This is a genomic window from Henriciella marina DSM 19595 (assembly GCF_000376805.1).
Taxonomy (GTDB): Bacteria; Pseudomonadota; Alphaproteobacteria; order Caulobacterales; family Hyphomonadaceae; genus Henriciella; species Henriciella marina.
The window spans coordinates 989,080-1,012,114 of sequence record NZ_AQXT01000002.1; the positions used below are offsets into that span (position 1 = coordinate 989,080).

At 60.1% G+C, this 23,035-nt stretch carries 24 protein-coding genes; 10 read left to right on the forward strand and 14 right to left on the reverse strand.

The annotated features are described in order from the left end of the window. Positions 1 to 10 precede the first annotated feature (10 nt). Positions 11 to 382: a tRNA-binding protein gene (locus F550_RS0104950; RefSeq protein WP_018147421.1), complete on the forward strand. Its 372-nt coding sequence runs from the start codon at positions 11 to 13 to the stop codon at positions 380 to 382. Further along, positions 379 to 864 (forward strand): PaaI family thioesterase, encoded by a 486-nt coding sequence (locus F550_RS0104955; RefSeq protein ID WP_018147422.1) that lies wholly within the window; start codon positions 379 to 381, stop codon positions 862 to 864. The genes F550_RS0104950 and F550_RS0104955 overlap by 4 nt, the downstream gene beginning before the upstream one ends. A 760-nt stretch (positions 865 to 1,624) precedes the next feature. On the opposite strand, the gene F550_RS18420 is transcribed toward F550_RS0104955, so the two are convergent. Further along, on the reverse strand, positions 1,625 to 2,950 hold the full coding sequence (locus F550_RS18420; RefSeq protein WP_018147423.1) for an alpha/beta hydrolase family protein: 1,326 nt from the start codon (positions 2,948 to 2,950) through the stop codon (positions 1,625 to 1,627). Positions 2,951 to 3,186: 236 nt separating this feature from the next. Here F550_RS18420 and groES point away from each other — a divergent pair, with 236 nt between their 5' ends. After that, the gene (groES, locus tag F550_RS0104965) at positions 3,187 to 3,474 is read left to right on the forward strand and encodes a co-chaperone GroES (protein WP_018147424.1); all 288 of its coding nucleotides are present in this window, start codon (positions 3,187 to 3,189) and stop codon (positions 3,472 to 3,474) included. Positions 3,475 to 3,532: 58 nt separating this feature from the next. Next, positions 3,533 to 5,188: a chaperonin GroEL gene (gene groL / locus F550_RS0104970; RefSeq protein ID WP_018147425.1), complete on the forward strand. Its 1,656-nt coding sequence runs from the start codon at positions 3,533 to 3,535 to the stop codon at positions 5,186 to 5,188. Between the two features lie 89 nt (positions 5,189 to 5,277). Here the strand turns inward: groL and F550_RS0104975 are convergent, their stop codons facing one another. Further along, complete coding sequence (locus F550_RS0104975; protein WP_018147426.1) at positions 5,278 to 5,946, reverse strand: hypothetical protein; 669 nt, start codon at positions 5,944 to 5,946, stop codon at positions 5,278 to 5,280. A 167-nt stretch (positions 5,947 to 6,113) separates the two neighbouring features. On the opposite strand from F550_RS0104975, the gene F550_RS0104980 reads away from it, so the two are divergent. Genes F550_RS0104980 through F550_RS0104990 form a run of 3 tightly spaced genes read left to right on the forward strand, consistent with a single transcriptional unit; the run spans position 6,114 to position 7,806 of the window. Further along, entirely contained in the window at positions 6,114 to 6,845 is a 732-nt protein-coding gene (locus F550_RS0104980; protein WP_018147427.1) for a CoA transferase subunit A, read from the forward strand. Next, a complete protein-coding gene (locus tag F550_RS0104985) occupies positions 6,845 to 7,474 on the forward strand; it encodes a CoA transferase subunit B (protein ID WP_018147428.1) in 630 nt (209 codons plus the stop codon). The genes F550_RS0104980 and F550_RS0104985 overlap by 1 nt, the downstream gene beginning before the upstream one ends. Continuing rightward, positions 7,471 to 7,806, forward strand: a complete 336-nt coding sequence (locus F550_RS0104990) for a zinc ribbon domain-containing protein YjdM (RefSeq protein WP_018147429.1) — start codon at positions 7,471 to 7,473, stop codon at positions 7,804 to 7,806. The genes F550_RS0104985 and F550_RS0104990 overlap by 4 nt, the downstream gene beginning before the upstream one ends. A 3-nt stretch (positions 7,807 to 7,809) precedes the next feature. Here the strand turns inward: F550_RS0104990 and F550_RS0104995 are convergent, their stop codons facing one another. After that, a complete protein-coding gene (locus F550_RS0104995) occupies positions 7,810 to 8,796 on the reverse strand; it encodes a DNA topoisomerase IB (RefSeq protein WP_169332244.1) in 987 nt (328 codons plus the stop codon). Between the two features lie 118 nt (positions 8,797 to 8,914). On the opposite strand from F550_RS0104995, the gene F550_RS0105000 reads away from it, so the two are divergent. The 3 genes from F550_RS0105000 to F550_RS0105010 all read left to right on the forward strand — a co-directional run bounded on the left by F550_RS0105000 (position 8,915) and on the right by F550_RS0105010 (position 11,865). Continuing rightward, complete coding sequence (locus tag F550_RS0105000) at positions 8,915 to 10,423, forward strand: acetyl-CoA acetyltransferase (protein WP_026180579.1); 1,509 nt, start codon at positions 8,915 to 8,917, stop codon at positions 10,421 to 10,423. A gap of 126 nt (positions 10,424 to 10,549) precedes the next feature. Next, entirely contained in the window at positions 10,550 to 10,882 is a 333-nt protein-coding gene (locus tag F550_RS0105005; protein ID WP_169332245.1) for a hypothetical protein, read from the forward strand. After that, entirely contained in the window at positions 10,879 to 11,865 is a 987-nt protein-coding gene (locus F550_RS0105010) for a zinc transporter ZntB (protein ID WP_018147433.1), read from the forward strand. Before F550_RS0105005 ends, F550_RS0105010 begins: the two co-directional genes overlap by 4 nt. A 4-nt stretch (positions 11,866 to 11,869) precedes the next feature. Here the strand turns inward: F550_RS0105010 and F550_RS0105015 are convergent, their stop codons facing one another. The 11 genes from F550_RS0105015 to lepB all read right to left on the reverse strand — a co-directional run bounded on the left by F550_RS0105015 (position 11,870) and on the right by lepB (position 22,819). Next, positions 11,870 to 12,553, reverse strand: coding sequence for a DUF938 domain-containing protein (locus tag F550_RS0105015; RefSeq protein WP_018147434.1), 684 nt, complete (start codon positions 12,551 to 12,553; stop codon positions 11,870 to 11,872). 5 nt (positions 12,554 to 12,558) lie between these two features. Next, positions 12,559 to 13,566 (reverse strand): aldo/keto reductase, encoded by a 1,008-nt coding sequence (locus F550_RS0105020; protein ID WP_018147435.1) that lies wholly within the window; start codon positions 13,564 to 13,566, stop codon positions 12,559 to 12,561. 15 nt (positions 13,567 to 13,581) lie between these two features. Further along, positions 13,582 to 15,327, reverse strand: a complete 1,746-nt coding sequence (locus F550_RS0105025) for a class I adenylate-forming enzyme family protein (RefSeq protein ID WP_018147436.1) — start codon at positions 15,325 to 15,327, stop codon at positions 13,582 to 13,584. Positions 15,328 to 15,421: 94 nt separating this feature from the next. Further along, a complete protein-coding gene (locus F550_RS18425) occupies positions 15,422 to 16,057 on the reverse strand; it encodes a hypothetical protein (RefSeq protein WP_018147437.1) in 636 nt (211 codons plus the stop codon). Between the two features lie 81 nt (positions 16,058 to 16,138). Then, entirely contained in the window at positions 16,139 to 16,780 is a 642-nt protein-coding gene (locus F550_RS0105040) for a hypothetical protein (protein WP_018147438.1), read from the reverse strand. Positions 16,781 to 16,876: 96 nt separating this feature from the next. Beyond that, on the reverse strand, positions 16,877 to 18,793 hold the full coding sequence (gene dxs, locus F550_RS0105045; RefSeq protein WP_026180581.1) for a 1-deoxy-D-xylulose-5-phosphate synthase: 1,917 nt from the start codon (positions 18,791 to 18,793) through the stop codon (positions 16,877 to 16,879). A 54-nt stretch (positions 18,794 to 18,847) separates the two neighbouring features. After that, the gene (locus F550_RS0105050; protein WP_018147440.1) at positions 18,848 to 19,732 is read right to left on the reverse strand and encodes a polyprenyl synthetase family protein; all 885 of its coding nucleotides are present in this window, start codon (positions 19,730 to 19,732) and stop codon (positions 18,848 to 18,850) included. A 10-nt stretch (positions 19,733 to 19,742) separates the two neighbouring features. After that, a complete protein-coding gene (locus tag F550_RS0105055; RefSeq protein WP_018147441.1) occupies positions 19,743 to 19,991 on the reverse strand; it encodes an exodeoxyribonuclease VII small subunit in 249 nt (82 codons plus the stop codon). A 71-nt stretch (positions 19,992 to 20,062) separates the two neighbouring features. Next, positions 20,063 to 20,671, reverse strand: coding sequence for a histidine phosphatase family protein (locus tag F550_RS0105060; protein WP_018147442.1), 609 nt, complete (start codon positions 20,669 to 20,671; stop codon positions 20,063 to 20,065). 76 nt (positions 20,672 to 20,747) lie between these two features. Then, positions 20,748 to 21,920 (reverse strand): GNAT family N-acetyltransferase, encoded by a 1,173-nt coding sequence (locus tag F550_RS0105065; protein WP_018147443.1) that lies wholly within the window; start codon positions 21,918 to 21,920, stop codon positions 20,748 to 20,750. A gap of 74 nt (positions 21,921 to 21,994) precedes the next feature. Beyond that, positions 21,995 to 22,819 carry a signal peptidase I gene (lepB, locus tag F550_RS0105070; protein ID WP_233348994.1) on the reverse strand — a complete coding sequence of 275 codons (825 nt, stop codon included), beginning with the start codon at positions 22,817 to 22,819 and terminating at the stop codon, positions 21,995 to 21,997. Positions 22,820 to 23,035: the final 216 nt, after the last annotated feature.

Sequence of the window (23,035 nt, forward strand, 5' to 3'; positions counted from 1 at the left end):
AGGCCCCGCTATGCACAAGGTCGACCTGCCGGGCGATGGTCCGGCAGACCCGATTGATTTCGACACCTTCCGGCAGATTGATGTCCGGATCGGCACCGTCCTTGAGGCAGCGCCGCTGGAGGGCGCGCGCAAGCCCGCCATCCGTCTCGTGATCGATTTTGGTCCCGGCGTCGGGCATAAGAAATCCTCTGCGCAAATCACCGAACATTATGCCCCCGAACAGCTTCTCGGCCGGCAGGTGATGGCCGTGGTCAACTTCCCGCCGCGCCAGATCGGCAAGTTCATGTCCGAAGTCCTGACGCTCGGTTTTCCCGATGATGGCGGGGCGATCGTGCTTGCCGCGCCGGATACGCCAGTCCCCAATGGAGCCCGCCTCGCATGAGCCTCACATACAATCCGGAAGACTATTCGCCGATGTTTCAGGGCTTCCTGAAAGGCATCAGCTCTGGCGACTGGCCAAGCAAGCCCAAGGGCATCGCCAAGCTTGGCATCATGCCGGAAGACTGGCTGAAGGAAATCACCCCCGGCAAGGTCCATTATGTCTGGCCCAATGATGGCAGCCATGACATTCAGCCCGGCCGCGCCTTTGGCGGCTGGGTCGGCGCGCTTTCAGATCATGTCGTCTCCATCTGCATGTTCTCGGCGCTGACCGATGGCGAGGCGTTCACGACGCAGGATTTGCAGATCAAGCTCTTCCGGCCGGTCGGCCACGGCGACATCACGATCAAGGCTGAGGTCGTGAACCGCTCAAGGTCGACAGGATACATTGAGGCCGAATGGCGCAATGAAGAGGGCAAGCTGCTGGTGAAAGTCATTGCCTGGAAGGCCATCCGCACAGTTGAGGCAATCCACGGCGCGCGCTGAGGCCTGGTGCTATTTCAGTGTGATCCCCCGCTTCTCCCTGGGGAGAGGGGAATGTTTTTTGATACCCATCTCGGTCACTCCCGGCGATCGTCCTTCGACTTCGCTCAGGATGAGCGCCTCTTAACCGCCCCCTGTACCAAAAGCGCCATGCAGGGTTCTCCCGCTGGCGGTACGTGTCGTCTGCCCAGTCAGTGACAGGGCCGGGCGCGCCCGGAGCGGACGCTGATTAGTAATGCCAGCCTTTCGGCGTGGCTGTAGAGCGACCGTTCAGGACGCGCCCTGCGAAGATCTGGCCGTTCGGGTGTCCCACTCCCGGCCCGTCTCGGTATGGTTACGCGACTGGCCTGCCAGCCGCGCTCCTGAGCCCACATGACGCCGCACCGCCATTGGCAGGGGCGTTACGCCCTGCCGGCAGCATCGGTCACCTTCGCACTCCACCTGCGGTTGGCATCTCTGCCGCCCGCAGGCCCTCCCGCTTTGCTGAAAGCCCTGGCGGGGTCTTTCCGGCGAGGCTCCAGCGCCGCGAGAACCATCCCCACCGGTCGGTCCGGACCGCCCTGTCTGGGGATGGGATGGCAGTAGTATGGCTGAGCCTGAGAGGGGTGGGGATGAATTCCCTATTCGTCCCTTCTCCCATTGGGAGAAGCGCCGCGGATGAGGGGGGACAACAGGTAAACGAGCGCTGCGACTGGCAATGATGACAGCCAGCATCGCATCGCTGGAACGAAATCGTGTAACGAAAGGGAGCTCCCCCTCACCCCTAACCCCTCTCCCTTGGGAGAGGGGAAGGTGGCGACGGAAGATGGATATCCAGGAAATCCAGGATCGGGGGCCAGTCCTCTTCTTCGAGGCCGTGAAAGCCGCCGCGCAGCCAGAAGGCGATGTTTCCCGACGGATTGAAGTCTTTCATCGACCCCTGTTCGAGGCCCGGGACACCGAACAGGTCGTACACCTCGCTGGCCGCGCGTGCAGACCGGAATGTGCCGGCCGGGTCAGACCAGACATCGCGGCGCGCGTTTCCAAGGAAGATCGGGCGGGGTGCGATCAGGGCGAGGAGCTGATGCTGATCGACAGATAGCTCATGCTCATAGCCCACATAGTTGTCGTATACGGTCGCGAACCAGTGCGGATAACGCATCGTTATTTCGGCGACGGACTCGCCTTGCTTGTCGCGGGTCAGGGCTGCCCCGCCTGTCCCTGACTGGTTGGCGATGACGGCATCGATGCGGCTATCGAAGGCTGCGGCCAGCAAGGCGGACTTGCCGAACCGGGAATGTCCCAGGGCCACGATCCGGTCACTATCAAAGTTCTGGTCTGCTTCCAGCGCGTCGATCATGCGCGAATAGATCCAGGCCCAGGCCGCAATCGCGCCCCAGCGGTCATCGCTCTCGGCGCGGGCCGGGGCGAGCTCGTTCAAGGCATCAAGGCCGGCTGTCGGATTATCCGGGATGATTTCGCGCGAATGGATCGAGGCGATCGCGAAGCCGCGGTCCAGGAAGGCGTCCACCGGCGGATGGGAAATCCGGCGCTTGAAGACCTGGCCCATAATGAAGGAGAGCGGACCGCCATTGCAGGAAACGCCCGGCCCGCCATGGGTCACGGCAGGCTCGCGGTGATTGTGATCGAGCGGGCAGAAGCTCTGCAGCAGGATGACGCCATAGGGCGTCTCACCGCCTGTCGGACGCAGAAGATCGATCTGGAACGCTTCGCGATCAACATCCTCTCCGTCAAAGCTGGCTGAGACCCTGATTTCGATGAGTTCGCGAACGGCGCGCCCGTCCATTGCCTCATCATCTATCACAGACCGCGAGAGGATTTTGGTCTTCGAGGCGTCCGGAAAGAAGCCATAGACCGAATACTGAAAAGCCTGTTTCAGGGAAGGGACTGCGCGCGCCGTCCAGTCGTCCACATTTGTCACGCTCTCGCCGCTGACAGGCAGTGCCAGGATGGGAGGCTCTACGGGCAGATCCGGGACATCGAGCGAGGCTTTTTCAAAGACATTCGTTGCACAGCCTGCGAGCAGCGCCACACCTGCAATGACAAGGTTTCTGGGGACCTGCCGGAAATGGGCTGAAAGGCGATGCATGGCCTGCTGGGTAAGGACGCCCGGCGATGGCTGTCAATGACGGTGAAGCTGGCCAGCCTCAGCCGCCATCGTGACCGCTCAGCAGTGATAGCTCATTGTCAGCGAAATTTCGCAATTCAACCAGTTGACGTTGCTCGCCAGCATACCTAATTGAGCGCCGTTAGCAGTCGCCTCTTGTGAGTGCTAACACTACGAACATATTGCCCGCTCGGGCGAAAGCAAAGGTAAGAGAGCAAATGAAATTCCGTCCTCTACATGACCGCGTTCTCGTGAAGCGCGTTGAAGAAGAAGCCAAAACCGCTGGCGGGATCATCATTCCAGACACCGCGAAAGAAAAGCCGCAGGAAGGCGAAATCGTCGCCGTTGGTTCCGGCGCTCGCGGTGACGACAATGAGATCGTTCCAATGGAAGTCAAAGCTGGCGACCGCGTCCTGTTCGGCAAGTGGTCGGGCACGGAAGTGAAAGTCGACGGCCAGGATCTTCTGATCATGAAGGAAAGCGACATTCTCGGTATCGTCGAGTAACCCCGCTTCCCTTTTCCAACACACAATTTCGAACTGAATTTCAGGAAGGAAGACAGCTATGGCTGCCAAACACGTAAAATTCGGCGCTGATGCGCGCGAGCGTATGCTCAAAGGCGTCGACACGCTTGCAAACGCGGTAAAAGTGACCCTCGGCCCTAAAGGCCGTAACGTCGTCATCGAGAAATCCTTCGGTGCCCCACGCACCACGAAGGACGGTGTCACCGTCGCAAAAGAGATCGAGCTCGAAGACAAGTTCGAGAATATGGGCGCACAAATGCTGCGCGAAGTTGCCTCCAAGGCAAACGATGTTGCCGGTGACGGCACGACGACTGCGACGGTTCTCGCTCAGTCCATCGTTCGCGAAGGCATGAAGCGCGTTGCCGCCGGCATGAACCCGATGGACCTGAAGCGCGGCATCGACAAAGCCGTTCTCGAAGTGACCAAGGACCTCGCGCATCAGTCGCGCAAGGTGAAAGAGAACTCCGAGATTTCGCAAGTCGGCTCGATTTCCGCCAATGGCGACAAGGAAATCGGCGACATGATCGCGCATGCGATGGAAAAAGTCGGCAATGAAGGCGTCATCACGGTCGAGGAAGCCAAATCCCTCGAAACCGAGCTGGAAGTCGTCGAAGGCATGCAGTTCGACCGTGGCTATCTCAGCCCGTACTTCGTAACGAACCCTGACAAAATGTCGGTCGAACTCGAAGACCCATACATTCTTCTTCACGAGAAGAAGCTGTCTTCGCTCCAGCCAATGCTGCCAATCCTCGAGCAGGTCGTTCAGTCCCAGCGCCCGCTTCTGATCATCAGCGAAGATGTCGACGGCGAAGCGCTTGCGACGCTGGTCGTCAACAAGCTGCGCGGCGGCCTCAAGGTTGCTGCGGTCAAGGCACCTGGCTTCGGCGATCGCCGCAAGGCCATGCTGCAGGACATCGCTGTCCTGACCGGCGGCCAGGTCGTTTCCGAAGACCTCGGCATCAAGCTTGAGAACATCTCGCTCGACATGCTTGGTACCGCCAAGAAGGTCGAGATCGACAAGGACAACACCACGATTGTCGATGGTGCCGGTTCCAAGGACGAGATCGAAGCCCGCGTTGGCCAGATCAAGAAGCAGATCGACGACACCTCGTCCGACTATGACAAGGAGAAGCTCCAGGAGCGTCTCGCCAAGCTTGCTGGCGGCGTTGCCGTGATCAAGGTCGGCGGTGCAACTGAAGTCGAAGTGAAAGAGCGCAAGGACCGCGTTGACGACGCGCTGAACGCAACGCGTGCAGCTGTCGAAGAAGGCGTGATCCCGGGCGGCGGCATTGCCCTGCTCCGCGCAGCTCGCAACATCAAGGTTGATAGCCTTAATGCTGACGAGCAAGCTGGCATCGACATCGTCTGCAAGGCGCTGGAAGCTCCGATCCGTCAGATCGTCAACAATGCCGGTCTTGAAGGCTCAGTCATCGTGGCGAACATTGTCGCCAACGACGATCAGGCCTATGGCTTCAACGCCCAGACCGAAGAGTATGGCGACATGTACAAGATGGGCATCATCGACCCGGCAAAGGTCGTGCGCTCTGCCCTGCAGAACGCTGCTTCTGTCGCAGCCCTTCTGATCACCACCGAGGCTGGCATCGCCGAAGCACCGAAAAAAGACGGTGACGGCGGCGGCATGCCCGACATGGGTGGCATGGGCGGTATGGGTGGCATGGGCGGTATGGGCTTCTAGGCTCACCCCACGTCTCACCAGACGCAATAATGGAAAGCCCGGTGCCAAAGCGCCGGGCTTTTTTATGGGTCACATTCGGGACGCGGCTATTATTGCTGCATGTCTGCGTTATCGCTTTCTTCGCGCTGCTGTTGTTTTGCCAGCGCGTCTATCTCGGCTTCAAATTCGTCGATAAATTTCTCTGCTGCGTCTCCCGAGAGCCCCTCTTTCATAGCCATCGTTTCCGGCAACTCACTTTCCGATCTGATGGGAACACACTCGCCATAGTGGTCGGAGGCGACGAAGCGTCCAGAACCGCCGCCGAAGTCCATCCTGTCGCGGTAGGTTACGCTCCCGTCTTCATGAGTATGCACCACGGTGACGCTGCCGCCAGGGCCTGGGCCCCAAGCTTTGTAGGCGAGCACAGACCCGCCACCTGCACTGATGAGCGGAAGCGTCTTTGAGAGACGGCGCGTCTTTGCGAGATATGACCGAAGGTCGCCAGCCTCTGCGACCTCTGGAACGGATCCCGGGCCTCCCGGCTCATCCACGACAAATATCTCCTTGGCATTTCCGCCATGATAGATGTTGGTCGTATTATCGACCGTAACTTCGGTGGTGAAGCCCGTGTCGATCGTGACCGAACCGGTCTTGGTGCAGAGGAAGTTCCGCTCTGCAAGCAAGAGTGAACGATTGTTTGCCTCCTGCGCCGAAGCCTCATTAAAAAGGCCCGCCGGGCCGGCCAAAAGGACTGTCGAAAGAATGAGTCCGCGTATCATACGGCACCTCCAAGGGTCAGAGTGTCACGCTACCCTGAATTGAGCGCCGCCTATCCGCAACAGAAAAACCAGTTTTCGTCCCCCAGAAGCGTGAGCGAAACTGTTCACCTTTCGTGACGTGAACTGTCCCTTGAAAGCCCCCTGTCCCGGGCGTAAGCATCTGACCCATGAGCAAGATTTACGACAGCGCCGCAGCCGCCCTTGATGGCGTGCTATTCGACGGCATGACGATCGCTGCGGGGGGCTTTGGCCTCTGCGGGATTCCGGAGCTTTCCATCGCCGCCATTCGCGATGCGGGCACGAAGGGCCTCACCATCTACTCCAACAATGCAGGCGTCGACGGCTTCGGTCTCGGTGTTTTGCTGGAGAGCAAGCAGGTGAAGAAAATGGGCTCGTCCTATGTCGGCGAGAACAAGGAATTCATGCGCCAGTATCTCGGCGGAGAGCTGGAGCTGGAGTTCAACCCGCAAGGCACGCTGGCTGAACGGATGCGCGCTGGCGGCGCCGGGATTGCCGGCTTCTATACCAAGACCGGCTATGGCACGCAGATCGGCGACGGCAAGGAAGTGAAGGAATTCCACGGCGAGAACTACATTCTCGAAGAAGGCATCTTCGCGGATCTCGCCATCGTGAAAGCCTGGAAAGCCGACACGACGGGCAACGCCATCTTCCGCAAGACGGCCCGCAACTTCAATGAGCCAGCCGCCATGTGCGGCAAGATCTGCGTCATGGAAGTCGAGGAGATCGTTGAGCCCGGTGAGCTTGATCCCAACCATATTCACTTGCCGGGTGTCTTCGTGCACCGGCTGGTACAGGGCGAGTTCGAAAAACGCATCGAGCAACGCACGGTCCGGCAGCGTACTGAGACGAACACTGCGGCGACAGGGGAGGAAGTCTGATGCCCTGGACACGTGATGACATGGCCAAGCGCGCCGCGCAGGAGCTGGAAGACGGGATGTATGTCAATCTCGGCATCGGCATTCCGACGCTGGTCGCAAACTATATTCCGGACGGTGTTTCGGTGACCCTTCAGTCTGAAAACGGCATGCTGGGCATGGGCCCCTTCCCTTACGAAGGCGAAGAAGACGCCGACCTGATCAATGCTGGCAAACAGACCATTACCGAGCTGCCGCATACCGCTTTCTTCGATAGCTCGATGAGCTTTGCGATGATCCGCGGCGGCAAGATCAACATGGCAATCCTCGGCGCAATGGAAGTCGCAGAGACTGGCGACCTTGCCAACTGGATGATCCCTGGCAAGCTGGTCAAAGGCATGGGCGGGGCGATGGACCTTGTCGCCGGCGTAAAGCGCATCGTCGTCATCACCGATCACACGTCAAAGTCCGGCGATCCCAAACTGATCAAGGAATGCACGCTGCCGCTGACTGGCAAGGCCGTGGTGGACCGCATCATCACCGATCTTGGTGTCTTCGATGTCGTCGATGGCGGCCTCGAGATTATCGAGCTGGCGCCGGGCGTCGAGCGTGATGAGGTGTATGAGAAGACAGCCGCAAAGCTCGTCAATTGAGCGAGCTTCCAGCCTGTCCGCAATGCAATTCGGCTTTCACATATGAAGACGGCGCGCTGCTGATCTGTCCCGAGTGCGCGCATGAATGGCCAGCAGACCCGTCACTTGATCCGGACCTGAAGGTCTGGCGCGATGCCAATGGCGTAGAGCTGCACGATGGCGATACGGTCACCGTCATCAAGGATCTGAAGGTGAAGGGCTCATCCTCCGTGGTGAAGGTCGGCACGAAGGTGAAGAATATCCGCCTCGTCGACGGCGACCACGACATCGACTGCAAGATCGACGGCGTTGGCCAGATGGGCCTCAAGACGGATTTCGTGAAAAAGGCCTGATCGCTAGTCGATGACGGCGTCCTCAAGCACGGCAAATAGCCGCCGCTCATTCTTGCGCAGGCGGACAGGGCCGGCCTCGCGCTCAGGCTTCTCGCCATTGCGTGCCATCTCGACCAGTCTGGGATGGATGTAGGAATTGCGCGCGATGGTCGGCGTGTTACCGAGGCGTTCGGCTGCCGCTTCGGAGATGGCCTTGATGCTATCGGCGCCTTTGTGAAGCGCTTCGACGGCCGCAACTGAGCCGCCCCATGTCCGGAAATCCTTGGCGGTAAACGCTCCGTCCCCTGCCCAGCGGATGAACCGGTTCACCTGCCTTGAGCCGACATGCCCGTCGGGTGTGTCGAACAATGATTGGCCGGGCAGGCACTGGAGCTCACCAACGGCGTGGGCGAGGCTTTCGTCGCAGATGGACACCTCCTGTTCCTTGCCGCCCTTGCCCTTGAACCTCAGGCGCAACGTGTCCTCGTCGGTTTGGCGAACGTGTCGCTTGTAGAGGGTCGCAGCGCCGAACGTTCCGTTCTTTGCATGGCGCTCTGACCCGATGCGGATTGCGCCCTTGTCGAGCAGGCGGACAATGGCAGCCGTGGCAAGTTCGACATGGTCTTCTGGATCATCCAGAACCGCTTTCACGCACTTCCTGATGCGCGGCAGGGCCCTGCCAAAGGACAGCATGTCGGAGAACTTCACCTGCTCGCAGTGGGTCCTCCACGTCTCGTGATAGCGATACTGGGTGCGGCCCGCCTCATCTTTGCCGGTCGCCTGAAGATGGCCCTTGGGGAGCTTGCATATCCAGACATCGGTCCAGGCAGGCGGCAGGACGAGCGCCTCTGCGCGCGCTCTCCTCTCACCCGTCAGCGTCTCGCCGTCTTCATCCAGATAGGTGAAGCCCTTGCCATGGGACCGGCGGGTCCAGCCCGGCTCGGAGCTGCAGACATAAATAAGCCCGGCATCGGCCGGGTCCATATCTTCGCGTGAGAGTGTAAATGGCATGAAGGTGAAAACCTGCGAACGCGCTGCTGGTTCCTGCGCATTTTGGCGCAACGTCATGGCTTGCAAGCGACCGGGAGACACCAGACAGTGCGGTCTCAAGTTTTGAGGAGATGAAGTGATGGCTAAAGGGTCAATGCCGGTTCTGGTCGGCGTCGGGCAATCGATGAGCGAATGGGACGGGACCTCGGGCCCTGACGGCGCACCATCACCGCTCAGCCTCGCAGTGACGGCCTCGAAGACCGCCATCAATGACGCGGGGATCGAGGCGTCCGCCATCGACACATTGACCTTTGTCCGCATCTTCGAAGACTCGGTGCGCGGGGCGAAACACCCACATGGTCACAATACCAACCTGCCGGGCACGCTGGCGCGCGATATCGGCGCGTCGCCAGAGCGGCTGATTTATTCGGACGTTGGCGGACAGAGCCCGCAGGCACTCGCAGGGGAAATGGCGAACCGTATCCATGCAGGCGAGATCGACGTCGCGCTGATCACTGGTTCTGAAGCCAATCGCGCCTCCAAGGGGGCGCTGAAGAACAAGGTCGAGATCAACTGGGCAGACAGCAGCGATGCCGATTATGAGGATCGCGGCCTTGGCGGCGAAATGCTGTCACGCGCCGAGATCAAACATGGCCTTGTGGCGCCGGCTTTCTTTTACGCCCTGTTCGAGAACGCCATTGCGGCCCGCGAAGGGCGCAGCCGGTCGGGCCAGCGCGAAGCCATGGCGAAGCTGTTTCACCCTTTCTCAGACGTCGCCGCCAACAATGAGTACTCGCAGTTTCCTGTCGAGCGCTCGGAGGAATTTCTGTCCACACCGTCGCCGGAGAACTATGAGTTCGCCGACCCTTTCCTCAAGTGGCATATCGCGCAGGATGCGGTGAACCAGGGCGCCGCCGTCCTGATGATGTCGGAGGAGAAGGCAGAGGAACTCGGTGTTGCCAGGGAAAAGCGCGTTTATCTGCACGGGGCCGGGGAAGCGAGCGACGACCTCCTCACGCTGCGCCCAAAACTCGATGGGTCATGGGCGATGGAGACGGCGATTTCACGGGCGCTTGATCAGGCCGGACGCACATCCGGCGGTATCGCGCATTTTGATCTCTATTCCTGTTTTCCGTGCGCAGTATTCTCATCCACGGCGGCGATGAACATCGATCCGTTTACGGATGAACGACCTCTGACGCTGACAGGCGGGCTACCCTTCTTTGGTGGACCGGGAAATAATTACTCCATGCACGGACTTGCCGAAATGGCGCACAAGCTGCGCGAAGAGGCCGGGTCCTTCGGCCTTGTTCTCGCGAATGGCGGATGGATGACCAAGGAGGCGGTGGGCGTCTGGTCGACCACGCGGCCTGATGCGTTCAAGCCGGTCGAACCGTCAGCGAAACCCACCGAGCAGGTCGAGCTTGATCCAGAGCCAAGTGGCGGCACGGTCGAGACGTATACGGTCGTGCACGGACGCGAAGGCCCACAGCATGGCGTCATCCTTGGGCGAACCAATGAGGGCAAGCGCTTTCTCGCGATTGCGGACCCCGCCGCGCTCGACAGGCTTCGTCAGGACGAAAGCCCCGTGGGCGCCAAGGTGACCACGCGAACCGAGGGCGAGGTCACACATTTCAGCTTTGCGTGACCTGCCTATGCGGTATGTCTGGCATATGAAATCAACACGTTATTCGCCCGTATCGCCGGTTTCGCTGTCGCAGCCGCCGCTCTGTCAGCTTGTGTCACGCAACCTGAACCCTGCACGCCCGAATGGGTGGAGTGGAAAACCGACCAGGTTCTGGAGAGGTTCGCCTCTTCGAACATGGACACGATCCAGGCCTTGCGGCGGGTATCGGGCGACATTGAAAACCCTGGGCCTCTCTTGATGATCCAGCTGGCGACGCTTGCGGATGATTTCACCGATCTCGCCCGGGACTTCGACCGGATCGTCCTGCCGGAACTCAATGATGCGGTCGCCCAGTGCAGCCGGTCGCAGGACTTTATGCCGGCGTTTTCGAGTTTTCTGCGCGATGAAGGCGTCGGCGAGGATGCCATCGTCTGGATCGAGGCGCTTGGCTATGTGGCAATGGGATCGCAGAGGCGATGAGTGAGGCGCACGCCACCCCCCTGATCTTTGGTTTTGAGTTCGACACAGATGGTAATGTCAGGCGCCTTAGCTGGGACGATGTAAAGTCCGGTGAGGCCGAGCGGCCGGAGGTTTATCGCTGGTTGCATCTTAACCGCTTGTCCGCAGAGGTCAGAACATGGCTGACCGAAAAAAGCGGCATCAGCACGGTCATCGACACTGCCCTGCTGCAGGAAGATACGCGCCCACGCTGCATCCGCCATGGCACCGGCTTGCTGATCAATTTGCGCGGCGTGAACCTCAATGAGGGGTCAGAGCCCGAAGACATGATCGCCATCCGGATGTGGATGACCACGGGCGTGGTTGTGTCGCTTCGGGCGTTTCACATCCGCGCGGCGCAGGACCTGCGCGACCAGATCATGGCAGGCGATGTGCCGACGTCTACCGGGGCGATCATTACCTATATCGCCGCGAAACTGACCGAAGGAATTGAGCCGGTTGTGTCAGACCTCGATGGGCAGGCTGATGATTTCGAGGATCAATTGCTTCAGCCCGGTGTGAGCTTGCCAAAGTCGGCGCTCGCCAATTTCAGGCGGAAAGTTCTCGCCCTGCGGCGCTACATCATCCCGCAGCGAGAAGCGCTCAGCCATCTCGGCCGGGACGGCGCGGACCTGCTGTCGCAGAGCGATATCCTGCACCTTCGTGAAGTCGGAGACCGGGTGACACGGATCGGCGAAGAGCTCGATTCGATTCGTGAACGCTCACTCGTCCTGCAGGAACAGGTTCTTGAGGAGCGTGCGGAGCGGATGAACCAGCGCCTCTTCGTGCTTGCCATCATATCGGCGGTGTTCCTGCCGCTTGGTTTCGTGACAGGGCTGTTTGGCGTCAATCTTGGCGGCATGCCGGGGGCGCAAAGTCCGATCGGCTTTGCGGCGCTCTGTGTTGGCATGACGGTGCTCGTCGGGGCGCTGCTCGTCCTGTTCAGACGGGTGCGCTGGCTCTAGATCCTCATGCCTTCTGAAAGATGACGCTCAGATTGTTGGCTGGCATCTCGATGACCTTGTGAAGCGTCAGCCCTGCCGACTGCGCCAACGGGACGACCTCTCGATCAAGATCGCGCACACCCCAGCTTTCATCGCGGCGCTTCAAGTCGCTGTCAAAACGCGCATTCGAGTCTGCGATCGCGCCATCCCGGGCGAACGGGCCATAGATGAAGAGCTTGCCACCCGGCGGCAAAAGACGCCCTGCCCCGGCTATCAGTCCCTCCGCCGCCTCGAAAGGCGCAATGTGAATCATGTTCGCGCAGAAGATGCCGTTGAGGTCTGCAAGAGACTCTGCCTCGCCCCAATGGGACTTTGATGCATCCAGACGAAGCGGGCCGCCGAGCCGCCCGCCGCGGTCAGTATGATCGACCCATGCGGTCTGGCTCGACAGACTGATCTCGTCGAGATCGGAATAGGTCCAGTGCAGACTTTCAAACCGGTCTGTAAAGGCGGCGCCATGCTCGCCGGTGCCCGAGGCGATCTCCAGAATGTGTCCGTCCACCGGCATATGCGCGGCGAGAACGTCAGCAATCGCATCGCGGTTTCTCGCCGCCGAAGGAGAGTAGCGCCGACCGTCTTCCCCGGTATTGCGGTTTTCCAAGGCGACCGATTTTCCGCTCGCGCCGATATCGTCCTGGTCTTCGGCCATGTAGCTTACGTCTCACCCTGTTCGAAGTCGAACTGTTCGGTATCAACGGTGGCCTGCATCATGCGGGCGTAACGCGGGCCGACCGCCGCTTCTGGCGTAAAATGTGCGTCCAGCCGCTCCACGAGGGCACTGGATAGCTCAATCTTTCCGGCCTCGATGTCGTCCTTCAGATGGGACATGCTCGTCGTGCCCGGAATGGGGATCACATGATCGCCCTTGGCGAGCAGCCAGGCGAGCGCAAGTTGGGCAACGGTGCAGCCAGCCTCGTTCGCGATGTTGCGGGCGCCTTCGAGCAGTTTCAGATTACCTGGATAGTGCTCTTGCGAGAAGCGCGGAAAGAGGCGCCGCATGTCGCCTTCCTTCATATCCGTCGGATCGTAAGGGGGGTCAGCAAGAAAGCCGCGCCCGACAGGCGAGAAGGCGACGAAAGCAATATCGAGCTCGCGGCAGAGATCGAGCACCGCGATCTCAGGATTGCGCACCCAGAGCGAATACTCGGTCTGGAGCGCAGCGATCGGGTGAACCGCCTGCGCGCGCTTGATGAGCCCAGCGCCCATCTCGCTGAGGCCGATAAAGCGGATCTTGCCCGCATCCACCAGATCAGACAGCGCGCCGACAGAGTCTTCGATGGGCACGTTCGGGTCCGGCCGGTGCATGTAATAGAGATCGATGACGTCGGTGTTCAGCCGCTGGAGGCTGGCATCACACGCTGCCTTGATCGCCTCCGGACGGGCGTCCAGAACGCGCTTGCCGTCCTTGACCGCGAGAACGCATTTGCTGGCGAGGAAATACTCGCTGCGCCGCTCACCGATGCTGCTGGCGATCAGCTTCTCATTCTCGCCGGCCCCATAAATGGTGGCGGTATCGAGAAAGTTGCAGCCCTGATCGAGCGCGCTGTTAAGCAGCTTGGCTGCCTCATCAGGGGGTGTCGGCGGGCCGTAGGCATGGCTGAGGTTCATGCAGCCGAGCCCGATGGGGTATACGTCTGCATCCCCGATCCTGCGTGTCGTCATGGAAGGCTCCTTGTCCTAGCTGCGCGGCTTGAACTGCTCACGCAGGGCCGGTTTCAGGATTTTGCCATTGGCGTTGCGCGGCAGCGGCTCATCCTGGAAGCGGATTTCGACCGGCACCTTGAATGCAGCGATCTGGCTGGCGACGTGGGCGCGGAGCTCATCCTGCGTGACCGACTTGCCTGGCTTCAACTGGACGACAGCGCCAACTTCCTCACCGAGCACCTTGTGCGGGATGCCAACGACCGACGCGTCCATGACCGCTGGATGATCGTAGAGGGCGTTCTCAACCTCGATACAGTAGATGTTCTCGCCGCCGCGGATCAGCATGTCCTTGGCGCGGTCAACGAGGAAGAGGAAGCCTTCTTCGTCGATACGGGCAAGGTCACCGGTGACGACCCAGCCATCCTTGAATGTCTCAGCCGTCGCGTCCGGCCGGTTCCAGTAGCCCTTGCAGTTTGACGGGCTCTTGCACCAGAGCTCACCGACCTCGCCAGCCGGGAGGATTTCGCCTTCCGGATTGACGATTTTCAGCTCAACCGCTTTTGGCGGCGCACCGGCGCTTTTCGGGCGGTGCACATAGTCCTCGCCAATATTGAGCGTCGCCGTCGCGCAGGTTTCGGTCATGCCCCAGCCATTGCCGGGCTGCGCCTCTGGAAAGCGCTTCTTGATTGTCGCGACGAGCTCTGGCGCTGATGGCGCGCCGCCATAGGAGACGGCGAGGATGGATGAGAGATCATACTTGTCGCGGTCGGGGTGTTCGAGGACCTGCCAGGCAATGGCAGGTACCCCGCCGATGGCAGAGATCTTCTCCGCCTCGATGATCGGAAGTGCCTTGCCGGCATCCCATTTGTACATGCTGACAATCTTGTCCCCGCGCAGCAGCGTCGGGATGAGCACGGCGAACGACCCTGTCGCGTGGAAGAACGGAATGGACAGGAGCGTCGCGCGCTGCTCTTCCGGGTCCGGCTCTGGTGGTTGCTCGCCGCGGCGCAGGAACATCCGCGCCTGGCACGTCATGGAATTGAGGAAGTTCGAGATGACAGCGCGGTGCGTTGCGAGCGCGCCCTTCGGCTTGCCTGTGGTGCCCGACGTATACATGATTGTCGCATCGTCTTCGGGGCCAAGCTCGATGTCCGGCAGGCCCTTATTCTCAAGCGCGGCCCAGTCGCCCGGTTCGCCGATGAAGCTCTCGAAATTATGGACGCGCGGATTGTTGCGCTCTTCTTCGGTTTCGCGCGCGATGATGACGGCTTCGAGGTCAGCAAGTCCGCCAAGGTGCTCGCGGACGCGCTCATAGATTTGCGGGTCGACAATCGCGACCTTCACGCCGGAATTCTGCAGGCCGTATTCAAGCTCTTCGCCGGTCCACCAGGAATTCATCGGCGTTGCGATCGCGCCGATGCTGAGGGCCGCAAAGAAGGCCACCGACCATTGCGGATAGTTGCGCATGACGATGGCGACCCGGTCGCCCTTCTGGACGCCGAATTCATCTTTCAGAACGTGGGCAAAGTGACTGACGGCGCGCCAGTGCGCAGCGAAAGTAACGCGCTCATTCTCAAAGACGAGGAATGTGCGGTCGCCATGTAGCTGGGAAGCCTCGACAAGGATGCGGAGCGTCGCCGGAGCTTCGGGATAATAGCGCATGTGAATGCCGTTGATCTCACCCTCGGCAACGGCGAGCGGGGTCCCTGGCTGAGCGAGCATCTCGTTGGCTTGCTCGATGGATAGTGCCGGCCATGCTGTTGCGTCATCTGCTGCCATGACGTTTCTCCCTGTCACATATTAGGTTTTTCGCACTCAATCATGAGCGCAACACTCTTGAAAGAGTGTGGTTTAACGAAAAGCGCGTTTCTGCCTAACCGGCGACGTTGCAGAAGCGAACCTGCCGCTGGGTGCCGTCTGGTTCAACAAGCGAATAGGTCGGCCCGGACAGGTCTTCCGCGCTACAGAGATAGCCGATCTGGAACATGTCGAGGACATACTCATTGCCGGGCTGAAGGGCGCTTGCCATCATGATGTCGCCTGCTTCTTCATGGCGGCCAAGCTCAAACAGAATCTCGAACCGCTCCATCGGGCTGAGACCGCTTTCTTCAAGACGCACGACCATGGCGTTGCGTTCGGTTTCGGCGTTCGCGAGAAGCGCTGCAGCATCAGCAGCGACTTCGCTGCCTGGATGGCTGGCGGCGATTTCCTCAGCGTCGTCAATGGCCCCTTCGAGATCATTTCCGACACCATAGCGAAGCATTGCGCGCGAATAGAGTATCTCAGCCTTTTGCGCATCTGTGAGCGCTGGATCGCCAAGAAGCTGGGTCAGGCGATCGATGGCGGTCTGTTCATTGCCAGCCCGCTCCAGGGCAGAAACGGTCCCCATCGCAAGCTCATAATTATTCTGTTCTGCGGTCGCTCTGCTCGCGCTGGTCCCGGATCCTCCGGTCGACGTGCAGGCACCAATCAGGCCAAGGCCCGCGAGGCTGATAATCAGGTTGCGCATAACGGGGACTCCGGGAGAGCTGCTAGGGATACGAGGTTCGAATCCAGATCTAGCAGACCCTGCGCGGAAAACGGAATCGAATTACGAAGTTTCCGTGGTCGTGCACCAGTCGAGATCGGAGAGATGACTGATATTCTCTCCATAGTTCCATTCGCCGCGACCGGCTGAAGAGCTGCGGCAGAGATAACCGCCCGCCTCAAGCAGGCCCGCATCGAACGGGTCGGGGGCAAGACCTGATTTGCGGAACCGTTCAGCGGCCTCCGCAACGGCCGAGGTCGCGACTTTGTCGTCGAACCATTCCGGCAGGGTCTGAAGACCGTTCAGGCGGCCTCGCGCTGCGTTCAGCTTTGCCTCTGCGATGCGTATAAGGGGGGCCGTATCAGGTATGCTCGCGGCCACCGGAGCCGCGTCGCCATCGGCTGGCGTGGCATTGATCGAACTCGCCGCACGCAAATCCTGAATTGCATCAGGAAGCTCAATAGCGCTTTCCGTGCGGATGCGTCCGCGCTCATATTGTACCCGTGCGCGCTGCGCCGGAGACAGAGTTTGAGTATTGAGGATCTGCGTCAGTTTCTGGACCGACGCATAAGGGTGCCAGGCGGAATTCGCGTCGGAGACGGCAGACTGAAACGAGGCCGGGTCCATATTCACCTGTTCAGGCACGGTTTCGCAGGCCGTCAGCAGGGCAGCAGCGCCAATCGCGGCAATCAGTAATGATCTCATTGTCTTCCTCATGAACAGAAGGGTCGGTGAAAGCCTAACCCGCACCGAATGCTACGCGATACGCACTTACAGAAAACTTAGGCAAACTTGTGTCGGTCAGGCGCGCGCAAGGCGGTCGATTTCGCGCATGTCACCACGCCCCAGCGCATCGATTGCGCGGGATGCGATGCTGCGCGCATCAAGGCCGGCTGCGGCGTACATGAGGTCAGGCTTGTCCTGATCCTGAAATGTGTCTGGCAGGTGGAGCGTACGAACCTTGAGGCCGCGGTCGAAAGCATTCGTTTCAGCAAGATGTTGAAGCACGAAAGATCCAAACCCGCCGCGCGCGCCCTCTTCCACGGTCAGCAACACCTCATGATCGCGCGCAAGCCGATTGACGAGGTCTTCGTCCAGAGGCTTGGCGAACCGCGCGTCGGCGACGGTGCAGGAAAGACCCTGAGCGGCAAGCATCTCCGCGGCCTTCATAGCCTCCTGCAGGCGTGCACCGTAGGAAAGGATGGCGATGGTGGAGCCCTCGCGCATGACCCGGCCCTTGCCGATCTCCAGCGCGGTCGGTGTCTTCGGGAGTTCGAGACCAATGCCTGATCCGCGCGGATAGCGGAACGCGCTCGGACGGTCATCAATCTCGACAGCTGTGCGCACCATGTTCACCAGCTCTGCCTCATCGGCAGCGGCCATGCAGACAAAGCCCGGCAAAGCGCCGAGATAGCCAATGTCAAAACTACCGGCATGGGTCGGGCCGTCTGCGCCAACGAGACCTGCACGATCGATCGCGAAACGGACAGGCAGGCGCTGGATCGCGACATCGTGGACGACCTGATCGTAGCCGCGCTGAAGGAAGGTCGAATAGATCGCCGCGAAAGGCTTCATGCCGTCGGCGGCCATACCGGCAGCGAACGTCACCGCATGCTGTTCGGCGATGCCGACATCGAACATGCGCTCAGGAAATTCCTGTTCAAAGAGGTCCATGCCTGTGCCACCCGGCATGGCCGCAGTGATGCCGACGATACGCTCATCATTGCGCGCCTCTTCGATCAGCGCCTTGGCAAAAACCTTGGTGAAGGCTGGCGGGCCAGCAGCGGATTTTTGCTGTTCACCTGTGACGACGTTGAACTTGGCAACGCCGTGATACTTGTCGGCGGAGTTTTCCGCAGGATCGTAGCCCTTGCCCTTCTGCGTCACGACATGGAGCAGGACGGGGCCGGTCTGCATGGCCTTGCAGTTCTCGAGCACTGGCAGAAGGACTTCGAGGTCATGGCCATCGATCGGGCCGACATAATAGAAGCCCAGCTCCTCGAACAGCGTGCCACCCATGGCGAACCCGCGAAGGTATTCTTCAGCCTTGCGGGCCTGGCTTTCGAGGCCGATGGGCTTGGCGATGGATTTGGCGAATTTGCGCAGGCCCCGATAGGAGCGCGAGGACACCAGTTTGGAAAGATAATGGCTCATCGCGCCAACCGGCGGGGCGATGGACATGTCGTTGTCGTTCAGGATGACCAGCATATTGCTGAGGTCGGACCCGGCATTGTTCATCGCCTCATAGGCCATGCCGGCGGACATGGCGCCGTCACCGATGACGCAGACGACCTTGTTGTCTTTCTGCATGAGGTCCCGCGCCTTGGCGAAACCGAGGCCCGCGGAGATCGAGGTTGAGGCATGGGCAGCGCCAAACGGATCGTACTCGCTTTCGTCGCGCTTGGTGAAACCGGAAAGCCCCCCGCCCTGGCGCAGCGTGCGAATGCGGTCCTTGCGGCCTGTCAGGATCTTGTGGGGATAGCACTGGTGGCCGACGTCGAAGATCAGCTTGTCGTCTGGTGTATCGAAAACCGCATGAATGGCGACAGTCAGTTCGACGACGCCGAGACCTGCCCCGAGATGGCCGCCGGTAACCGAAACGGCGTCGATAACTTCCGTGCGGACTTCATCCGCAATCTGCCTCAATTCCTCGCGTGAATGCGATTTCAGATCAGCAGGCGAATTGATCGCATCAAGAAGTCGTGTCTTCGCTGGCAAAGTCATTCTGCCGGTCCTTTCTGCGGACATCTTTTCTCAGGGTCGGTATAAACCCTAACGTGTCCTATCAAGAACATAATCAACCGATTGCAGCAGGATATTGGCGCGTTCGTGAAAAAAATCGAGATGCTGCCGGGCCTGAGCTGCAAGAAGCTGGATGCGTTCCCGCGCCCCTTCTATGCCAAGAATGGTTACGAAATTCGCTTTTCCAGCATTGGCATCGCTGCGTAGCGTTTTTCCGACGACCGTCTGATCGCCTGTCGCATCGAGGAGATCGTCAGCGATCTGGTAGGCAAGGCCCAGGTCCTGCGCAAATCCTGCGAGCGCGTGGCGGGCATTATTGCTTGCACCGCCTATGATGGCCCCCGCTTCGACCGAGTACGAGATGAGCGCGCCGGTTTTCAGCCGTTGCATGCGGGTAATCGTGTTGAGATCGCGCGGGCTTACTTCCTGAAGCATATCGATCATCTGTCCGCCGACCATTCCATTGGCGCCGGATGCGTCTGCAAGTCGCTCGATCAGGCGGAGCCGGACTGCAGGATCTCGATGGGTCTCGTCGCTGGCGAGGATCTTGAAGGCAAGTGTGAGGAGCGCGTCCCCGGCCAGCACCGCCGTGGCTTCATTGAAAGCCTTGTGAACCGTTGGCTGGCCCCGGCGAAGATCATCGTCATCCATGCATGGCAGGTCGTCATGAACGAGCGAATAGGTGTGCACACATTCGAGTGCCGCTGCTGTGCGAAGCAGTGCTTTCTGATCGGCATCGAACAGCTGGCCGGTCTCGATGACGTAGAAAGGCCGCATCCGCTTGCCATTGGCGAGCGCGGCGTGTCGCATGGCGCGCATGAGGTCCGCCTCAGGACCCTGCGCCGGCGGAATGAGTTGATCCAGCGCGACCGTTACCTTGTCTGCGACCTCGGTCAGACGCGTCTCAAACTCCATGGCAGGATCCTTACTCGAAGCTGGCGCTCTCGGTTGCAGGTTTGCCGTCCGGGCCCTGGACGATCTGCTCGATCTTGAGTTCAGCCGCTTTCAGGCGCGCTTCGCAATGCGATTTGAGCTTCGCCCCACGCTCATAGATTTCGATGGACTTTTCAAGCTCGACCTCGCCGCCCTCAAGCCGGCGGACAATGTCCTCCAGCTCCTTGAGCGACTGCTCAAAGCTCATTTTCTCAATATCCTGGGCTGTCTGATCGACCATCAGAGTTGCTCCGCGTCAGAGGTAAAGTGGGTACCCTAAGCAGCTCACCGCTGCATCACAATGGGCCGTTTTCAAGATTTCCCGCGATATTCATAAATGCGGTAGCTCCAGTACTTGTCGCCCCCATCACGCACGCAGACCCAGCCAATCCGCGCCATGGCAGGGCGTAGCATCCGGTTGAACCAGCCATGTGCGGCCAGGTAGACTTTGCCATCTGCTGAGGCCTCATGAAGATGCTGTGCAGCTTGCTGCGCACGTTCGCGTGCCTGCCGGTTGCTCTCGCCATCAAGGCTATGGCCATAGAGCCAGACGGTCCGCGCAATGACATTCCAGGTCTTCGGCAGGTATTTGCGGTTGCGAAACCGCGGCGGCGGCAGCGGCGCTTCGACAAAGACAGGATAGGTGTCCGGCTCCTTGCCGGTGGCTAGGCGGGCGGTCTCAATGGCACGCGGCGCTGTCGAGCTGAGCACGATGTCGGCGTCGGCGACCGCAGCTTTGAGGTTTTCAGGCACGGGCTGGTCTGGCGCGAGGCTGCCTGCCTCATAGCGGTCCCACCAGTCGCGGTATTCTTTCCAGTCGAGCCGCGGCCCTGCCGCCCTGTCGAGCGCGGGGCGTCCATGACGCGAGACTACAATCGGGCCGCGCACCGATTTTCCCGTTTCGGGTTTGCCGGTCTGCATTGATCTTCCGCCCTAGCAACTTCGAGCACGCACAAGCCTTTCACGACTCGCGGCGCTCCCTCAACCGCTGAAGCGCTTAGCTGGACGCGTCGCTATCGGCAAGCTCCAGTGCTGCTGCCGCCTTCCGGAAGGATTTCCCGATACCGACCAATCGGCCCATCGGTCTGATCTCGCTGATGCAGACCTGGTCGAGCCTTCGCCTGGACGACTTCATGACGTCGGCCAAGCGGGTATTCAAGTTTTGCTCGCCCGTGCGCCATGCCTGCCCCAGCAGGCGATCTGGCCGCATGGCGAACGGCTTGCTGCGTACCACACCAGACCCGATCGGGAGCTGGAAGTTCGAATAATGCCGCTTGTAATGATCGAGCCCGGGACCGGCATCATAGACCTTCGCGCCGTCCCTGCCGGCCATGGCTTCCAGCATGAATTGCACAACGAAATTGCCAGGCGAGTACTGATTGAACTCAGCCTCATAGGCTGTGATCCAGCCGTGAAAGACCTTGTCAGACAGCAGAACGAGTTCGCTTGCGGCGTGCTTGCCATCAAGGTGAAGACTGACGAGCCGCAAGCGGAATCTGTCGCTTTTCTGGTGGCGAAGCCCATCAAGAAGCTGGTGCGCCCATTCGGAAGCCAGCACATCGTGGCGGCCGGTCCGGTGGAATTGCTCCCGTTTCAGGTGGATCAGCCTGCTGAACGTGTCGTCGCTCGGGTCATCGAAGCAGAATTCGACTTCGGAAAAATCGCGCTCCATATTGCGAGCGAGCCTGCGCATTTTCTTGAAATGTTTCGGCCAGCGGCTCCCCTGATTCTCCAGGAAGGTGTCCCACCCGGCGCTCACATCTGACATGTTCGCACCCGCCATGGTCAGCCGGGTCAGGCTTTCGGCATCCTGGGGCAACCAGCCAAAGCTGGACATCCCGAGGAGGCCGAGGCCGCGCAGGAAATCGCAGGCGGCCAGATCTGTGTCGCCTGAAAGCACCGGCCCGTGCCAGTCCGAGAAGGGCCCGCCGATCGGACGCGCCCAGGCCCCCGGCCGTCGATGGAGCGGCCAGGCCCCGACAAGCGCGTCCCCCTGAAACGCCAGTCCAAGACGTGCATCGGGGCGCACCCCGGCAACGAGCCTTGCATATTCCGGATCAAAGAAGGGGTCGTCGTAGATCGCTCTCGCATCACGCAACGCATGGAATTCGGCCCAGATATCTTCTGGAACGTTTTCAATGCGAAGGAGGCGAAATTTCAACTTTTCCATCCCAGTCTCTTACGCAGGACTGGATTAGGATTTTGCAAATATCACGTCAGAATTCGCGCCTCTGGGGAAAGGGTCTAGAGACCTCTCCAGAGGCGTTTCTTCATGCACGGGTCTGCATTTGCGCTCGAACAGGAATAGGTGGAGAGCAGAACCGTGTCCGCACGCCCGATGAGATTTTCAGCCGGAACGTAGCCGACGGATGCCCGCACCGAGGAGACTCCCGGCGGCAATTCGCAGCCTGTCTCATCGATGACGCCCTCGGAGTCTGTCGGGCAGTGACCCGTCACGGAACGGCCGTCTTCTGAATTGTCCCGGTTGTCGCCAATGAAGAGGTAGTGGCCTTCGGGCACTTCAAAGACGGGCGTGCTGTCGAGGCTTCGGATCTGGCTTGGGCCCTGCTGCCACTGATGGGTCAGCCAGGACTTATCCCCGATGGTCTCGCGATATTCGCGGGCCGTCTCCCGGCCCCGGAAGTCGTGCGGGGTGTAGGAGATCCGCCTGATGAAGTCGCGCTCGATCGGCTCTCCATTCAGGAACAGCTGCTCATTGATCATCTGCACGAGGTCACCCGGTAGACCGATGATCCTTTTGATCATCACCCGGTCGGTGTGGGGATGCATGAAGACAGCGACATCGCCGCGCTCTGGCTTGCTGCCAAACACCCGTCCCTCGCCATCGGGGATGAGGCGCCAGGCACCCCAGGGCAGGCTGTAGCGGCTATAGCCATATGCGAACTTGTTGACCGCCACACGGTCGCCAACCTGAAGGTTTGGCACCATGCTTTCGGACGGGATAACGCGCTGTTCGTAGATAAGGAATGAGAAGATATAGAAAGCCGGGATGAAGATGAGCAGCGTAACGGCCCATTCCCTGAGCTCGTGGAGCACTTTCTCCTTCAACGTCCGATTTTCCTCGGGCGAAGATTCAGCGATTTCCGACGAGTTGCTCATGTCAGGCCGATACTGATTCCTTGCAGCGGGCGCAGGGCGTCCAGCTGTAAAACACTGTTTGGCCGGACCCTTAAGGGATGCGGTCAGCCAAGGCTTTGAGCGTCCGCGCCGCTCTGGTCAAGTAGATGATGGCCCGCGCCTGCGATTCATTCGCGGCTGTTGCGA

Coding starts and splice junctions, on each gene's coding strand:
- groL (WP_018147425.1), top strand. CDS start 3,533: ATGGCTGCCAAACACGTAAAATTCGGCGCTGATGCGCGCGAGCGTATG.
- F550_RS0104975 (WP_018147426.1), bottom strand. CDS start 5,946: ATGATACGCGGACTCATTCTTTCGACAGTCCTTTTGGCCGGCCCGGCG.
- F550_RS0104950 (WP_018147421.1), top strand. CDS start 11: ATGCACAAGGTCGACCTGCCGGGCGATGGTCCGGCAGACCCGATTGAT.
- F550_RS0104985 (WP_018147428.1), top strand. CDS start 6,845: ATGCCCTGGACACGTGATGACATGGCCAAGCGCGCCGCGCAGGAGCTG.
- F550_RS0105025 (WP_018147436.1), bottom strand. CDS start 15,327: ATGGCAGCAGATGACGCAACAGCATGGCCGGCACTATCCATCGAGCAA.
- F550_RS0105040 (WP_018147438.1), bottom strand. CDS start 16,780: ATGAGATCATTACTGATTGCCGCGATTGGCGCTGCTGCCCTGCTGACG.
- F550_RS0104995 (WP_169332244.1), bottom strand. CDS start 8,796: ATGCCATTTACACTCTCACGCGAAGATATGGACCCGGCCGATGCCGGG.
- F550_RS0105020 (WP_018147435.1), bottom strand. CDS start 13,566: ATGACGACACGCAGGATCGGGGATGCAGACGTATACCCCATCGGGCTC.
- F550_RS0105015 (WP_018147434.1), bottom strand. CDS start 12,553: ATGGCCGAAGACCAGGACGATATCGGCGCGAGCGGAAAATCGGTCGCC.
- F550_RS0105060 (WP_018147442.1), bottom strand. CDS start 20,671: ATGCAGACCGGCAAACCCGAAACGGGAAAATCGGTGCGCGGCCCGATT.
- F550_RS0105055 (WP_018147441.1), bottom strand. CDS start 19,991: ATGGTCGATCAGACAGCCCAGGATATTGAGAAAATGAGCTTTGAGCAG.
- F550_RS0105050 (WP_018147440.1), bottom strand. CDS start 19,732: ATGGAGTTTGAGACGCGTCTGACCGAGGTCGCAGACAAGGTAACGGTC.
- F550_RS18420 (WP_018147423.1), bottom strand. CDS start 2,950: ATGCATCGCCTTTCAGCCCATTTCCGGCAGGTCCCCAGAAACCTTGTC.
- F550_RS0105010 (WP_018147433.1), top strand. CDS start 10,879: ATGAGTGAGGCGCACGCCACCCCCCTGATCTTTGGTTTTGAGTTCGAC.
- F550_RS18425 (WP_018147437.1), bottom strand. CDS start 16,057: ATGCGCAACCTGATTATCAGCCTCGCGGGCCTTGGCCTGATTGGTGCC.
- F550_RS0104955 (WP_018147422.1), top strand. CDS start 379: ATGAGCCTCACATACAATCCGGAAGACTATTCGCCGATGTTTCAGGGC.
- groES (WP_018147424.1), top strand. CDS start 3,187: ATGAAATTCCGTCCTCTACATGACCGCGTTCTCGTGAAGCGCGTTGAA.
- F550_RS0105065 (WP_018147443.1), bottom strand. CDS start 21,920: ATGGAAAAGTTGAAATTTCGCCTCCTTCGCATTGAAAACGTTCCAGAA.
- F550_RS0105000 (WP_026180579.1), top strand. CDS start 8,915: ATGGCTAAAGGGTCAATGCCGGTTCTGGTCGGCGTCGGGCAATCGATG.
- F550_RS0104980 (WP_018147427.1), top strand. CDS start 6,114: ATGAGCAAGATTTACGACAGCGCCGCAGCCGCCCTTGATGGCGTGCTA.